Consider the following 12,518-nt stretch of genomic DNA (forward strand, 5'->3'; position numbering starts at 1 on the left):
CCAGCCGTCACAGGGTCTTGATCAGGCCGCCGTCGATCACGAAATCGGCGCCGGTGACGTTGCCGGCCCGGTCGCTCGCCAGGAACAGCACCAGGTCGGCGACCTCGTCGGGGCGGGTGAAGCGACCGGTCTCCGATCCCGCGGCGGCGGCGTCGGTGACGTCCTGCGGCGTGCTGCCGCTGACGCCCGCGACGACGGTCGCGACCCCCTCCTCGCCGAGCCAGAGGGCGGTCGAGACCGGTCCGGGGCTGACTGTGTTGACCCGAATGTTCCGTCGAGCAACCTCTTTGGACAGGGCCTTGCAGAAGTTTGTGAGCGCGGCCTTGGAGGCGCAGTAGTCGATCACCGCGGGATCCGGCAGGAACGAATTGACGGAGCTGACCGTGACGACGGATCCGCCGCCGCGGCGCTGCATGTGCGGGATCGCCGCGCGGGTGGTGCGCACCGCGGACAGCAGGTTGACGGCCATCGTCGCGATCCAGTCGTCGTCCGTGACGCTCGCGAAGCCGCCGAGTCGCGGCCTCGCCGCACCGGCGTTGTTGACCAGGACGTCGACACCGCCCAAATCCGCGGCGGTCGAGATCAGCGCGTCCGGTCCCTCGGGGGTCGCGAGATCGCACGGCACGAAGGTGACCCGTCCGTCCGGAATGAGGGATTCGAGTTCGTTTGTGAGAGTGCGGGATCCGGCCACCACGTGGGCGCCTTCGGACGCCAGTGCGGTGGTAACCGCCAGTCCGATGCCTTTACTCGCACCCGTGACGACGGCAGTCTTCCCGGCAAGGTGAAGGTCCATGCTGACTCGATCTGTGGATCGGACGGTGCAGTGCTCGAGTCTACCGATGCGGCCGCGGTCGCCCAGGGGAATCGAGTGCGGAAATCGAGTGCGGGGATCGCGCGGTGTCGGCGCCATCGATCTCGCCCGGTCGGTCATCCGACTTGCCGAGTGTCCAAACTTCTGGACACCTGGCATGTGTGTATGCCACTCTCCTTCGTGTGAACCCGCATTCCTATCGGATCGACGTTGCTGTGCGCGCAGTGGCGTTGGCGCGCGAACGGTCGATGGTGTCCGAACTTGCCGCGCGCCGGGTCGCGGCCGAGGCGATTGCACTGATGCGCGCCGAGGGGCTCAGCGATCGCAGGATCGCGGGCGAGCTGGGCGTGTCGAAGTCGTCCATCCGGGCGATGTCGGTCGTCCCCGACGGGGATGCAACGGAGGTCGACACGCGGGCTGACGAACTCAAACATCAGGTCTGGGTAGATATCTCGGACCTCGCGGGACGCGGGTTCATCGTCGACGGTGACGACATGGCCAGCTACGAGCGGATGGCACTGCACGGAATCGTCCCGGTACTCGATGATCCGTCCGGCCGGGCCGACACGATCGCGCGCGAGTACCTCCAGGTGGCCACCGGCGAGCGCTTCCTGGTCTACAGCCAGTCTCGGTGGAACGGAAACCCGGTTACCGCAAGCGGATCCGAATGGGATCATCGCGGCAGCTACCTCGTCGAACGCTGTCCGGGGCTCGAGCGGGGGGTCTGTGCCGCGCGCCATGTGCCGGTGCCGCTGGAGGATCTCGGGCTGCGGGCCGGCGACAACCTGTACGGCCGGGGTTGGGACGAGCGCAGGCCGACGGCGCATCAAGTCTGGAAGCTGCTCACCGCGGCGATCGAGGAGACCTTCGAGGTCTTCGATCCGGCATATCCCGAACTGGAGCTGCGCCGCCGTCCGGGAACCGCGCCGCGATACCGCAACACCGAGAACGGCGGTGCGGCGACCGAGGATTCGGTCGAGCACCGGAACCGATGATCCGTCCGGATCGACAACCCTCAACGAAAGAGAGAGCAGTGGCCAACCAGGAAGAACTCGTCGCAGGAATCGCGGAGATCATCGAGGAGGTCACCGGCATCGAGCCCTCCGAGGTCACCGTCGAGAAGTCCTTCGTCGACGACCTCGACATCGACTCGCTGTCGATGGTCGAGATCGCCGTGCAGACCGAGGACAAGTACGGCGTGAAGATCCCCGACGAGGACCTCGCGGCTCTGCGAACCGTGGGCGACGCGGTCGTCTACATCCAGAAGCTCGAGGCGGAAGACACCGAGGCCGCCCGCGCCATCCGCGCACAGAGGGACTCGGAAGGCAACTGAACCCGACTCATCGGATGACGCGCACGTCCGGGAAGCGTCCGTCGGCGCCGTCCAGCAGGCCGGCTGTCCGGTCACGGAGGAGTCGGTCGAAGGCGGCGGCCAGGTACTCGCGGACGGCGTGAATTGCGTTCTCCGGTGCGATGGTTCCGATGTAGTACCCGGTCACGTCCGGAACGGCCGCGGCGGCGGACGGCGGAATGAGGGACTGGAGGTCGGTGAAGCTGTGATGGCCGGCCCGCAACAGCTCGAGTTCCGTCGTCCAGCCGCGCGTATTGCCCCGGAAGGCCTGCCATGAGCGCGCGAACGCGCCGGTGTCCGCGACCTGTTGGCTCGACATCAGCAGCATCGGTTGGTCGAGACCGCGTGCCGCCGCGAGACCCGGTTCGTCGTCGAATCCCAACATGCCGTCCAGGTTCACGCCCGCATCGATGCGTGGGTCGCGGGCCATGGCCTCGGCCGTGGTGAAGCCGCCCAGCGAGTGCCCGAACATCCCGATCCGCGAGGGATCGACGGCCCGACCGAGCCCGTTCGGCAATGCACGATGCTCGACGTCGGGATTGTGGCCGTGTGCCAGTGCAGTGATCTGATTCAGGACGAACTCGGTATCGGCGACCCTGGCGGCGAGCGCGGTCCGGAGCCACTGCGTCGATTGCGTGGATTCCTCGGGCGGCGCAATGCCTTCGACGATTCGGCCGCCGGGAAACTCGACGGCCTGCGAGTCGAAGGTGTGGTCGATCGACACCACGACGTACCCACGACTGGCGAGGTCTTCGGCCTCACCGGTTCCGAGGACGCGGGGTACGGCCGCGCCCGGCGAGAACAGGACGACGGGAAGGCTGCGATCGGCGGTCGACGCGACGGGCGCGCCGCGGTGGGCGTTCGAGTGGAGGCCGAGCACGTTCTCGACCTCGATCGGAAGGCGCAGCGCGGCAGCCAGATCCCGCGTCGCACCGGGCGCGGACTCGGTCGAGACGTAGTGCGCCAGCGGATAGTTCTCGGCATCCGCGGCCGGATAGGTCACGGTGACCATCAGTTCGCGCCGCCGATCGGGTTTCCACGGGTCGGGCCTCTGCGAATCCACCAGGTGCAGGGTGGTGCTTCCGACGTCGCTCGGGCCGGACGGCGCGGGAAGGACAACCGTGGGATTCCGGACTTCCGGCTCCGCGGAGGCAGGGGCGGAATGCGCCGCCGACGATACGACCAGCGCGACGGCGAGTGCGCACACCGCCCCGATGCGGTGACCATTCATGTTCGCCCCCTGTTCGTCGCGCGGGGTCGACCCCGAATGTGCGGTGGTCGTGCGTCGACTACTGGTCGAGCGGGGTCGGCCGGTGGTAGCGGCCCTCGTGGTACAGCAGTGGGGCGGAGGCGGCCTCGTCGTCGTTCTCGTTGTGGAGGCGCGTGATCAGGCCGATGACCAGCGTGTGGTCGCCGGCGGGGATCAGCTGGTGGACCGTGGTGCGCATCCATATCGGGGTGCCGTGCAGGACGGGCTCACCCGTCTCCAGACGACCCCACAGCGACTCGTCGCTGAAGCGCTCCTCGGCGCTGCGGGAGAAGCGCTGCGACAGGTGCTGCTGATGCTCCCCGAGCAGGTGCACGACGAGCGAGTCGGCCGCGCGCAGCGCGTCGATGCTCGACGAGTTCAGCGCGATGTTGAACGAGATCAGCGGCGGGTTCATCGACAGCGACGCGAACGACGTCGCGGTGAAGCCGACCGGGCCGTTCCCCGAATCGAGGGTCACGATGGTGACGCCTGCCGGGTGGCGGCGCATCGCGGCCTTGTACTCGTCGTTGCTGACACCCGGCCCGGCGGGGACGACAGCAAGTTCGGGCGCATTCTCGACAGACTGTGACAAGGCATTCTCCGATTCGAACCTGGTGGACTGTCGCCACTATAAGTCCAGGCTCACCTGTCAACCAGGGTTCCGTTCACTCAGCGGGCAACTACTTCCTCCGGGCCCGATTTCACCGATCGGTCGGGGTCAGTCCATGTCGACGGCCAGCCCCGCCGTCACCCGCAGCAGCTCCGGGAACGTGGTGCGGAAGACGGTGTCGGGATGTCCCGCGGCCGCCCACAGCTCCGGGTGCACGGTGAGCGCGCTGTCGAGATAGGTCGGCAGGTTGGTGGGATGTCCCAGCGGTGCGATTCCGCCGATCGGTTGGCCGGTCACCTCGGTGGCCAGGTCCAGCGGTGCCGGCGTCAGGGTGCCCTGCAGACGCGCGCCGGTCGCCGCGATGTTCACCTCGTGCGCCCCGGAGACGAGCAGCAGCACCGGGTCGTCGTCGAGCAGGAACACCAGCGACTTGACGATGGCACCGAGATCCACGCCCAGGGCCGTCGCCGCCTCGACCGCGCTGTGCGTCGGCGCGGGCTGGCTGACGATCACCCCGTGATGACCGCGCGCGATCAACGTGTCGGCGACGTGCGCCGCATTGGGATGCAGCAGCCTGGGCATGAATTCAGAGTAGGACTAGTTCGCGGCGTGGGCAGCCGTATGCGCGACTGACCGCCGGGCCCGGCCCGCGCGCCACGCGGTGAACCCGAGCATCAGGCCGGCACCGACCACGGAGTACAGCGCCAGCGCGACCACAGGCTGCACGAGGCCCACGTTGTCGAAGTACACGATGCTTCGCACACCCTCGGTTCCCGCGCCGGGCGTGATCCACTGGCCGATGGCCGCGTAGAAGCTCGGAATCACGTTGGCGCCGAACGCGCCACCGGCACTCGGATTGCCCAACACGACGAACACCGCGATCGCGAGCGGCACCGCCAGGATGCCGACCGCGGCTCGCAGACCCAGCGTGAACAGGCCCGTACCGAACACCACGCCGGTACCCAGCAGCCACAGCGCGAACCAGTGCCCCGCGAAGGTCCCGAGCACGTGCGTCGTGATGAGCGCGCCCAACGCGCCGGAGACCACCGCGTAGCCGAACATCACCGCGATCTGGGCCCAGGCCTGCCGCAGCGTCGCCGGTGCCCCGATGATCAGGCCGATCGCCGCGGCCAGCAGGTACCCGCCGACGACCCAACCGATCGACAGGTAGAACCCGGACAGCCCTCGGTTGTCGTGCGCGCCGACCGGGATCTCGTCACGCACCGCCACCTGGCGGTGCTGGTCGGCAGCCACCCGTTCGAAGATCGACTCGAGCGCCGTCGCAATCGAGCTGCCGCCGGCGCTCGCAGTGATCAGCGTGTCCGTTCCGCTCGGCTCGATCACGTATGCGCCCTGGATCTCGCGGTCCCGCAGCAGTCGCCGGACCTCCGCGGTGTCGGTCGCGGTCCGGGCGTCGAGCGGATGCCCGTCGAGCGCGTTGAGCTTGTCTGCCGACTGCTGGGCGATGCCCTCGGGCAGGCCGGGGCCCGCGACGACCGCGATCGTGATGTCCCGCGGCGTCGGCTGATGGAACGCCGCGACGTAGCTGAGGATGAAGCCGAGTTGCAGCGCCAGGACGCCGACCACGAGCGCGGCCATCACCTTGCCGCTACCGAAGCGCGCGATCGGATCGCTCTTCGAATGGCGTGGCGCGGCGCGGCCGGCGTCGGCGTCCTCGACGGTCGTGGTCGGTGAAGTCACGGGCTGTCCTCGATGTCTGGGGTTCGAGGCGGTACCGGTCGTCTTGTCGATACCGCGGGTATTGAATACCGTAGGTATCGTGACTGGTAGTCGTCAAGACGAGGTGGCCGCGATCGCGCGCCCGGGGCGGGAAGTCGTGCGTGCCCGCATCCTGGATGCAGCCGCCGAGGAGTTCGCCGAACGGGGATTCGCGGGCGCTCGACTCGCCGCGATCGCCCGCCGCGCGGGATTCACCAAGGGCGCGGTGTACTCGAACTTCGAGTCCAAACAGGACCTGTTCGCGGAGCTGTTCGCGCAGCGCTCCCTCGACCTCGCCGGCCGGGTGCTCGCCGAGCTGGCGGGCCTCGACCTCGCGGACGCCGTAGGCAAGGGCGGGGCCGCGGTCGCGTCGGCGCTCATCGCCGACTCCGAGTGGTCGCTGCTCATGCTCGAGTTCGGTGTCCAGGCGGTGCGCGACCCCAGCATCCAGCAGGCGTACATACGCGAACGGCGTTACCTGCGAAGCAAACTCGTCGAACTGATCGCCGACCGCGCCCGCGAGTGGGGAGTGGACATCGACGTCCGCACCACCGCACTGTCGCTGACGGCGCTGATCTCCGGCCTGGTGCTCGAGCACACCGTCGACCCCGAGGACGTCGACCAGCGGGCGATCGGCGCCGCCGTGACGGCGCTGTTCGCGGGCGCCGTCGCACGCGCCCAGCGACGCTCCGCCGACGTTCAGTAGTCGGGAAAACCGCCCTCCGGACCCAGCATTCGCTCCAGTCGGATGCGGGTGATCTTCGCGAGCTCGGCCGTGCGGACGCGGCGTTCGCGCTCGAGATCGTTGCCCATCCGGGTGGTGAGGTCGGCGAGCAGCGCCCGACCGTCGCGGCCGTCCGGGCACCACACGTAGCGGAACCCGAAGCGCTCCTCGTACACGCCGGAGGCCTCGTCGAGGGTGCGCATCACGGCGGCGTCGTCGACCCACACCGCGCACTGCTCCCGGGACGACGTCAGGCTCCGCTTTCGCGCCCCGATCGGCGGGTGCCCCTGCAGCACCTGGTCGATCTCGGGTTCCGGCAGCATGCCGAGCTCCTCGTCCGCGCGGGACAGCAGCGCCGCGTGCGTCGCGTACGCGCGCCCGTCGGCGAGGCGGGTCGACCACGACAGGCAGCTGCAGCACTCGAAGAGGGCGTGCACCGCTCGCCGGTGCGGCAACTCGTTGAACCGGTCCAGGCCGATTCCTTGATGCATCAGCATGGCGCGTCCTCCGCTCGTCGAGATCGATCATGCATCCGGGCGGTGCCGAGAACCGGACAGTCGGCGCGGATTTTGCGCACATTTAACGAGTCGATCCGACGATCCGGGGACTTCCTCGCCGGTCTCCGCACCTGATGCGCCTCGGACTGGAAGGATCTCAGGCGTCCGTCGAGATCCCGCGGGACAGGAGGACGACATGCGTGTCACGCGCATCACGGCGAATCTTCACGTCGCCGACGTCGAGGCGGCCAAGCACTTCTACACGGACTACCTCGGGTTGAGCACCGAGGAATTCGACATGGGCTGGGTGGCCCGCTACACGTCCCCCGGCTCCGGTGCGCACGTCCAGCTCGTGACCCGCGATGCGTCCGCGCCCGAGGATCCGGTGGTGTCGGTGCACGCCGACGACGTCGACGCCGCGTACGAGGACGCCCGCAGGCACGGTTACGAGATCGTGTATCCGTTGACCACCGAGCCGTGGGGCGTGCGCCGGTTCTTCGTCCGAGCGCCGGACGGCAACGTCCTGAACATCGTGCAACATCGGGAGGACCGCACATGAGCTCCGTGAACCTCAGCAAGCAGCACCCGCACCTCTACGAGCAGCTGATGGCCTTCAGCTCCGACGCCGATGCCGCGATCGAGGCGTCCGGGCTGGACCCACTCCTGGGCGAGCTGGTCAAGATCCGGATCTCGCAGATCAACGGCTGCGCCTTCTGCCTGCGCATGCACACCCGCGATGCCATCGCGAAGGGCGAGACGAGCGACCGACTGGCGGTGGTCGCGGCCTGGTGGGAGTCGCAGTACTTCAGCCCGCAGGAGCGCGCTGCCCTGGCACTGGCGGAGCAGGTCACCAAGCTGTCGGTGCCGGAGGTCCGCACCTGGGACGACCTGTCCCTGACGGACCAGCAGGCGTCGGCGATCTCCTGGCTGGCGGTGGTGATGAACGCATGGAACCGGGTCGCGATCACCAGCCACTATCCGGTCGCTCCCTGACCCGATGTCCAAGCCGGCGCAAAAGGTTACTCTTCAGTAATGACGGAACAGCAGAGCTGGAAGGCGTTCACGGTCGAGCGCAAGGACCACGTCGCCCAGGTGACCCTGATCGGCCCGGGCAAGGGCAACGCGATGGGGCCGGACTTCTGGGACGAGCTTCCCGGCGTCTTCGCCGCACTCGACGCCGACCCGGAGGTTCGGGCCGTGGTGCTCGCCGGATCCGGCAAGAACTTCTCCTTCGGGCTCGACCTGCCCGCGATGAGCAGCGGGTTCGGGGCGGTCCTCGCCGACAAGGCGCAGGCCGGTCCGCGTACCGACTTCCACGAACTCATCAAGCGGATGCAGTCCGGCATCAACGCCGTCGCGGACTGCCGCAAGCCCGTCGTCGCGGCCATCCAGGGCTGGTGCATCGGCGGCGGCGTCGACCTGATCTCGGCCGCCGACATCCGCTACGCGAGCGCCGACGCGAAGTTCAGCATCCGCGAGGTCAAGGTTGCTATCGTCGCCGACATGGGCAGCTTCGCCCGTCTGCCCGTGATCATCGGCGACGGGCATCTGCGTGAACTCGCGCTGACCGGCAGGGACATCGACGCCGCCCGCGCGGAGAAGATCGGACTTGTCAATGACGTGTTCGAGGACGCCGACGCGGTGCTCGCCGCGGCCCACGCGACCGCCGCGGAGATCGCCGCGAATCCGCCGCTCGTGGTGCACGGCATCAAGGACGTGCTCGACCACGGCCGCTCCGCCGCTGTCAACGACAGCCTGCGCTACGTGGCCGCCTGGAACGCGGCCTTCCTGCCGTCGGAGGACCTCACCGAGGCCATCACGGCGGTGTTCCAGAAGCGCCCGCCCGAGTTCAAGGGGCGCTGACCGACGATGTGACGGCGGCGGCGAGAGGTCGACATGACCGAGGACGCGCGCGGCGCCGACCAGGACCCTGAATCCGCCGTCGCACCCGGGCCGCAGGCCACGTTCACGCATCGCCAGATCCTGGCGATCCTCAGTGGCCTGCTGCTCGGCATGTTCCTCGCGGCACTCGACCAGACCGTCGTCGCGACCGCGATGCGCACCATCGCCGACGACCTCAACGGGTACGCGCTTCAGGCGTGGGTCACCACGGCCTACCTCATCACCGCGACGCTCGTGACGCCGCTGTACGGCAAGCTGTCCGACATCTACGGCCGCAAGTCGTTCTTCATGGCCGCCATCGTGCTGTTCGTCCTCGGCTCGGTCCTGTGCACGTTCGCGCAGTCGATGTACATGCTCGCCGTGTTCCGGGCGATCCAAGGACTCGGCGCCGGCGGCCTGTTCTCGCTGGCGCTGGCGATCATCGGCGACATCGTCCCGCCCCGCGAACGCGCCCGCTACCAGGGCTACTTCCTCGCCGTCTTCGGCACGTCGAGCGTGCTCGGACCCGTCATCGGCGGGGTGCTGTCCGGGCAGGAGTCGATCCTCGGGATCGCCGGTTGGCGGTGGGTGTTCCTGGTCAACGTGCCCATCGGGCTGCTGGCGCTGGCCGTGGTGTGGCGGGTGCTGCACCTGCCGCCGGTGCACCGGCCCATGCGGATCGACTGGTGGGGCGCGCTCGTCCTGGCCGTGGGGCTGGTGCCGCTGTTGGTGGTCGCCGAGCAGGGCCGCGACTGGGGATGGGGCAGCCCGCAGGCCCTGGCCTGCTACGCGATCGGCGTCGTGGGCATCCTCGGCTTCGTCGCCGTCGAGTACCTCATGCGGGACTCGGCGCTGTTCCCGCTGCACTTCTTCCGCAACCAGACCTTCGCGCTGGGCGTGGTCATCAGCTTCCTCGTCGGCGCGGTCATGTTCGGCGCCATCACAGTGATCCCGCAGTACCTGCAGGTCGTGAAGGGCTCGACCCCGACGACGGCCGGCTTCCAGATGCTGCCGGCGGTGCTGGGCATCGCGCTCGCGTCGGTGCTGTCGGGGCAGTTGATCGCCAAGACCGGCCGCTACCGGATCTTCACGGTCGCCGGTGCGGTGCTGATCGCCCTCGCGGCCGTGCTGCTGCACTCGGTGACCGCCGAGACCGGTCTGCCGATCTTCATGCTGTACATCTTCGTGCTCGGCCTGGGCCTCGGAAACCTCCTCCAGCCGCTGACCCTGGCGATCCAGAACGCGTTGCCGCCCAAGGACATGGGCGTCTCGACCGCCGCCGCGACATTCTTCCGCCAGATCGGCGGCACGATGGGCGTCGCGCTGTTCCTGTCGATCCTCTTCGCGAAGCTGACCCCGGCGATCAGCACCGAGCTGCAGGAGTCGGCGCAGTCACCCGCGTTCCGGCAGGCCGTCGCCGAGGGGGTGAACAGCCCGAACCCACTGGAGGCCGGCATCGCCCGCTCGCTCGCGAGCGGCGACCCGGCCGCCGCCCAGGCCGCGATGCAGGACACGTCGTTCATTCAGCAGCTCGACGCGACGCTCGCGGCGCCGTTCAAGAACGGCTTCGCCACCGCGTTCGAGGCCGTCTACCCGCCGATCGTGGTGCTCGCCGTCGCGGCGCTGGTGCTGATCCTGATCTGGCGGGAGGTGCCGCTGCGCGCCAAGTCGGGCATCGACGACACGGGATCGGGTGTCGCCTGACGATCGCCCGCGGTGGCACTGGCCAAACGTTCGACGGACTGCACTGCGCGGGTCTCGCTCCGCGTCGCATCCGTCAGGATGTGCGCATGGAACAGACGCGGAAACACGCGGACCGGATTGCAGAGATCTTGACCGGACTGGATCGACTACGCGCAGCCGATCTGAGGACCACGGTCGTCCCGCTCGGTGACCGGGAGGTCATCGGCTACAGCTGTCGTATCCATGGGGCAGCCGTGCATCGCTACGAGCTTGCCGCACCCGCGGACCCGGATGCGCTCGCGGCGTTCGAGCACAGACTCGGAGTCGGCCTTCCGGTCGACTACCGCGAGTGGATCACCCAGGTGGGCGATGGCGGAGCCGGCCCGATGCTCGGGTTGCTCCCACTGGCGCAGGAGGCGGAGGACGCGGTGATCGACTACGCCGCGGACTTTCCCTTCACCGCCGAGCAGCCCTGCCCGCCGGCCGCGGAGGACGCGGAGTTCCAGTGGTCGGAGAACATGGGCCGGATCCACCGCGGTGTGACCGTTCTCGCGAACGAGGGGTGCGGCATGTACAACCTCCTGATCCTGCGCGGCCCGGCCGCGGGGCAGGTGTGGTGGCACAGCTCCGAGCACGCCGCCGCGCTGCCGATCCTCCACCCCGACACCCGCCGGCCGCTGACCTTCCTCGGCTGGTACGAACTGTGGCTCGCTCGCGCCCTCGACCCGGCCGTTGATCAGGTGGAGAGCTTTGCCGAGTTCCTCGACGACGGCGCGAACCGCACCTGATTCGTCCCGGTCTCGGCTCACACGGGCCTGAGCGTGAACAGGTTGTCGGAGGTGTCGACGACGGCCGCGAGGCGGGCGCCGACTCGCATGACCGGTTCAGGTTCGCACCGGAACCAGCCCTCGAACGGTGGTACGTCCGGCCCGGTGATCCGCAGTGTCAGCACCGCCCACTCGCTCTCGCCGTCGGTGCTCGTCTCCATGTCGACAACCTCCGCGACCGCGGGCCTGCCGAATCGTCGCAGTCGCGCGAAGTCAGCTCTCTCCTCACCCGCGTCGCTCCACAAGGAGGCGCCCACGACCATCAGGACCGGTATGCCGAGGAACCCGTAGAGGGCCTTCTCCCACCAGACGGCATCCATGACGACGAGCCCGATGAGCGTACCCAGGGCGCCCAACCAGGCGAGCGCGGCAACGCAGCGGGCCGAAACGAAACTGCCGCCGGTGAATACGGCTGCCCGGCCGGTCATGTTCCCATCGGTGGTCATGTCGCGATTGTCGCACCCTGGACGGCGTCGGCTGCGTGAATCGCCAACCGGACAACTGCCCATTTCTTTCGGCAATATCGCTGCGTTGGAGCCGAATCCACGCATCCACACGCCGTCCGCGGCCTCGGTCACGCCGATCAGGCCGTACGCCACGCCGATGAGGCGTGCCCTAGGCCGTCGAACTCCGCCGCGGCGGAATCTCAGCCGAACTGGCCGGGGTGTAGCCGCCCGCCGGGGTGGCCGCGATGACATTCATCCGGTTGTAGGTGTTGATCAGGGCGACCAGCCCGATCAGTGCCGCGAGCTGTTCGTCGTCGAAGTGCTTGGCGGCGTTGGCCCAGACGTCGTCCGGAACGCCGCCCGCCGCGTCGGCGATGCGGGTGCCCTGCTCGGCCAGCTCCAGCGCGGCGCGCTCGGCGTCGGTGAACACCGTGGCCTCACGCCAGGCCGCGACCAGGTTCAGTCGCACGGAGGTCTCACCCGCGTGGGCGGCGTCCTTGGTGTGCATGTCGGTGCAGAAGCCGCAGCCGTTGATCTGGCTGGCGCGGATCTTGACCAGTTCCTGGGTCGCCGCGGGCAGCGTGGAGTCGCTGATCACCTTGCCCGCCGCGTTGATGTACTTGGCGAACTTGACGGCGGTTTCGTTGCTGTAGAAGTCGAGGCGAGCGTTCATCGTGTCCTCCTGGTGCGTTGTTTCGCGGTCACAAGGAGGACGAGAGA

Annotated in this window: 16 protein-coding genes; 8 read left to right on the plus strand and 8 right to left on the minus strand. The window is 68.6% G+C overall.

Annotated elements, in window-relative coordinates; genetic code table 11:
- Window positions 1-7 precede the first annotated feature (7 nt).
- On the minus strand, window positions 8-793 hold the full coding sequence (locus tag ABTV10_RS02780; RefSeq protein ID WP_499032355.1) for an oxidoreductase: 786 nt from the start codon (window positions 791-793) through the stop codon (window positions 8-10).
- Between the two features lie 200 nt (window positions 794-993).
- Here ABTV10_RS02780 and ABTV10_RS02785 point away from each other — a divergent pair, with 200 nt between their 5' ends.
- Together ABTV10_RS02785 and acpM are read left to right on the plus strand one after the other, a co-directional pair.
- Complete coding sequence (locus ABTV10_RS02785) at window positions 994-1,806, plus strand: hypothetical protein (RefSeq protein WP_499032356.1); 813 nt, start codon at window positions 994-996, stop codon at window positions 1,804-1,806.
- A gap of 38 nt (window positions 1,807-1,844) precedes the next feature.
- Entirely contained in the window at window positions 1,845-2,144 is a 300-nt protein-coding gene (acpM, locus tag ABTV10_RS02790) for a meromycolate extension acyl carrier protein AcpM (RefSeq protein ID WP_499032357.1), read from the plus strand.
- Between the two features lie 7 nt (window positions 2,145-2,151).
- Here acpM and ABTV10_RS02795 read toward each other — a convergent pair whose 3' ends face one another.
- From ABTV10_RS02795 to ABTV10_RS02810, 4 genes are all read right to left on the minus strand, one after another.
- A complete protein-coding gene (locus ABTV10_RS02795; protein WP_499032359.1) occupies window positions 2,152-3,393 on the minus strand; it encodes an alpha/beta hydrolase family protein in 1,242 nt (413 codons plus the stop codon).
- A 58-nt stretch (window positions 3,394-3,451) separates the two neighbouring features.
- Entirely contained in the window at window positions 3,452-4,003 is a 552-nt protein-coding gene (locus ABTV10_RS02800; RefSeq protein WP_499032360.1) for a flavin reductase family protein, read from the minus strand.
- Window positions 4,004-4,129: 126 nt separating this feature from the next.
- Window positions 4,130-4,603, minus strand: coding sequence for a YbaK/EbsC family protein (locus tag ABTV10_RS02805; RefSeq protein ID WP_499032361.1), 474 nt, complete (start codon window positions 4,601-4,603; stop codon window positions 4,130-4,132).
- Window positions 4,604-4,618: 15 nt separating this feature from the next.
- On the minus strand, window positions 4,619-5,722 hold the full coding sequence (locus tag ABTV10_RS02810; protein ID WP_499032362.1) for an ABC-2 transporter permease: 1,104 nt from the start codon (window positions 5,720-5,722) through the stop codon (window positions 4,619-4,621).
- Window positions 5,723-5,801: 79 nt separating this feature from the next.
- Here ABTV10_RS02810 and ABTV10_RS02815 point away from each other — a divergent pair, with 79 nt between their 5' ends.
- The gene (locus ABTV10_RS02815; protein WP_499032363.1) at window positions 5,802-6,446 is read left to right on the plus strand and encodes a TetR/AcrR family transcriptional regulator; all 645 of its coding nucleotides are present in this window, start codon (window positions 5,802-5,804) and stop codon (window positions 6,444-6,446) included.
- Here ABTV10_RS02815 and ABTV10_RS02820 read toward each other — a convergent pair.
- Window positions 6,440-6,961 (minus strand): 2-oxo-4-hydroxy-4-carboxy-5-ureidoimidazoline decarboxylase, encoded by a 522-nt coding sequence (locus tag ABTV10_RS02820; RefSeq protein ID WP_499032365.1) that lies wholly within the window; start codon window positions 6,959-6,961, stop codon window positions 6,440-6,442. The two genes, ABTV10_RS02815 and ABTV10_RS02820, sit on opposite strands and share 7 nt — an antisense overlap.
- Before the next feature lie 196 nt (window positions 6,962-7,157).
- Here ABTV10_RS02820 and ABTV10_RS02825 point away from each other — a divergent pair, with 196 nt between their 5' ends.
- From ABTV10_RS02825 to ABTV10_RS02845, 5 genes are all read left to right on the plus strand, one after another.
- The gene (locus tag ABTV10_RS02825; protein WP_499032366.1) at window positions 7,158-7,520 is read left to right on the plus strand and encodes a VOC family protein; all 363 of its coding nucleotides are present in this window, start codon (window positions 7,158-7,160) and stop codon (window positions 7,518-7,520) included.
- Window positions 7,517-7,954 carry a carboxymuconolactone decarboxylase family protein gene (locus ABTV10_RS02830; RefSeq protein WP_499032368.1) on the plus strand — a complete coding sequence of 146 codons (438 nt, stop codon included), beginning with the start codon at window positions 7,517-7,519 and terminating at the stop codon, window positions 7,952-7,954. The genes ABTV10_RS02825 and ABTV10_RS02830 overlap by 4 nt, the downstream gene beginning before the upstream one ends.
- Before the next feature lie 39 nt (window positions 7,955-7,993).
- Entirely contained in the window at window positions 7,994-8,824 is an 831-nt protein-coding gene (locus ABTV10_RS02835) for a crotonase/enoyl-CoA hydratase family protein (RefSeq protein WP_499032370.1), read from the plus strand.
- A gap of 33 nt (window positions 8,825-8,857) precedes the next feature.
- Window positions 8,858-10,546, plus strand: coding sequence for an MDR family MFS transporter (locus tag ABTV10_RS02840; protein ID WP_499032372.1), 1,689 nt, complete (start codon window positions 8,858-8,860; stop codon window positions 10,544-10,546).
- Between the two features lie 86 nt (window positions 10,547-10,632).
- A complete protein-coding gene (locus tag ABTV10_RS02845) occupies window positions 10,633-11,313 on the plus strand; it encodes an SMI1/KNR4 family protein (RefSeq protein ID WP_499032373.1) in 681 nt (226 codons plus the stop codon).
- A 17-nt stretch (window positions 11,314-11,330) separates the two neighbouring features.
- Here ABTV10_RS02845 and ABTV10_RS02850 read toward each other — a convergent pair whose 3' ends face one another.
- Together ABTV10_RS02850 and ABTV10_RS02855 are read right to left on the minus strand one after the other, a co-directional pair.
- Entirely contained in the window at window positions 11,331-11,798 is a 468-nt protein-coding gene (locus ABTV10_RS02850; protein WP_499032374.1) for a hypothetical protein, read from the minus strand.
- A gap of 169 nt (window positions 11,799-11,967) precedes the next feature.
- A complete protein-coding gene (locus tag ABTV10_RS02855) occupies window positions 11,968-12,471 on the minus strand; it encodes a carboxymuconolactone decarboxylase family protein (RefSeq protein ID WP_499032375.1) in 504 nt (167 codons plus the stop codon).
- Between the last annotated feature and the right edge of the window lie 47 nt (window positions 12,472-12,518).

This window comes from Paraburkholderia sp. RHO2, from assembly GCF_050955445.1.
Lineage (GTDB): Bacteria > Actinomycetota > Actinomycetes > Mycobacteriales > Mycobacteriaceae > Prescottella > Prescottella agglutinans_A.

What these genes read in the sequence shown, in the direction of transcription:
- ABTV10_RS02780 (WP_499032355.1), bottom strand. Translation starts at nt 793, where the DNA reads ATGGACCTTCACCTTGCCGGGAAGACTGCCGTCGTCACGGGTGCGAGT.
- ABTV10_RS02795 (WP_499032359.1), bottom strand. Translation starts at nt 3,393, where the DNA reads ATGAATGGTCACCGCATCGGGGCGGTGTGCGCACTCGCCGTCGCGCTG.
- ABTV10_RS02805 (WP_499032361.1), bottom strand. Translation starts at nt 4,603, where the DNA reads ATGCCCAGGCTGCTGCATCCCAATGCGGCGCACGTCGCCGACACGTTG.
- ABTV10_RS02820 (WP_499032365.1), bottom strand. Translation starts at nt 6,961, where the DNA reads ATGCTGATGCATCAAGGAATCGGCCTGGACCGGTTCAACGAGTTGCCG.
- ABTV10_RS02825 (WP_499032366.1), top strand. Translation starts at nt 7,158, where the DNA reads ATGCGTGTCACGCGCATCACGGCGAATCTTCACGTCGCCGACGTCGAG.
- ABTV10_RS02830 (WP_499032368.1), top strand. Translation starts at nt 7,517, where the DNA reads ATGAGCTCCGTGAACCTCAGCAAGCAGCACCCGCACCTCTACGAGCAG.
- ABTV10_RS02835 (WP_499032370.1), top strand. Translation starts at nt 7,994, where the DNA reads ATGACGGAACAGCAGAGCTGGAAGGCGTTCACGGTCGAGCGCAAGGAC.
- ABTV10_RS02840 (WP_499032372.1), top strand. Translation starts at nt 8,858, where the DNA reads ATGACCGAGGACGCGCGCGGCGCCGACCAGGACCCTGAATCCGCCGTC.
- ABTV10_RS02845 (WP_499032373.1), top strand. Translation starts at nt 10,633, where the DNA reads ATGGAACAGACGCGGAAACACGCGGACCGGATTGCAGAGATCTTGACC.
- ABTV10_RS02850 (WP_499032374.1), bottom strand. Translation starts at nt 11,798, where the DNA reads ATGACCACCGATGGGAACATGACCGGCCGGGCAGCCGTATTCACCGGC.
- ABTV10_RS02855 (WP_499032375.1), bottom strand. Translation starts at nt 12,471, where the DNA reads ATGAACGCTCGCCTCGACTTCTACAGCAACGAAACCGCCGTCAAGTTC.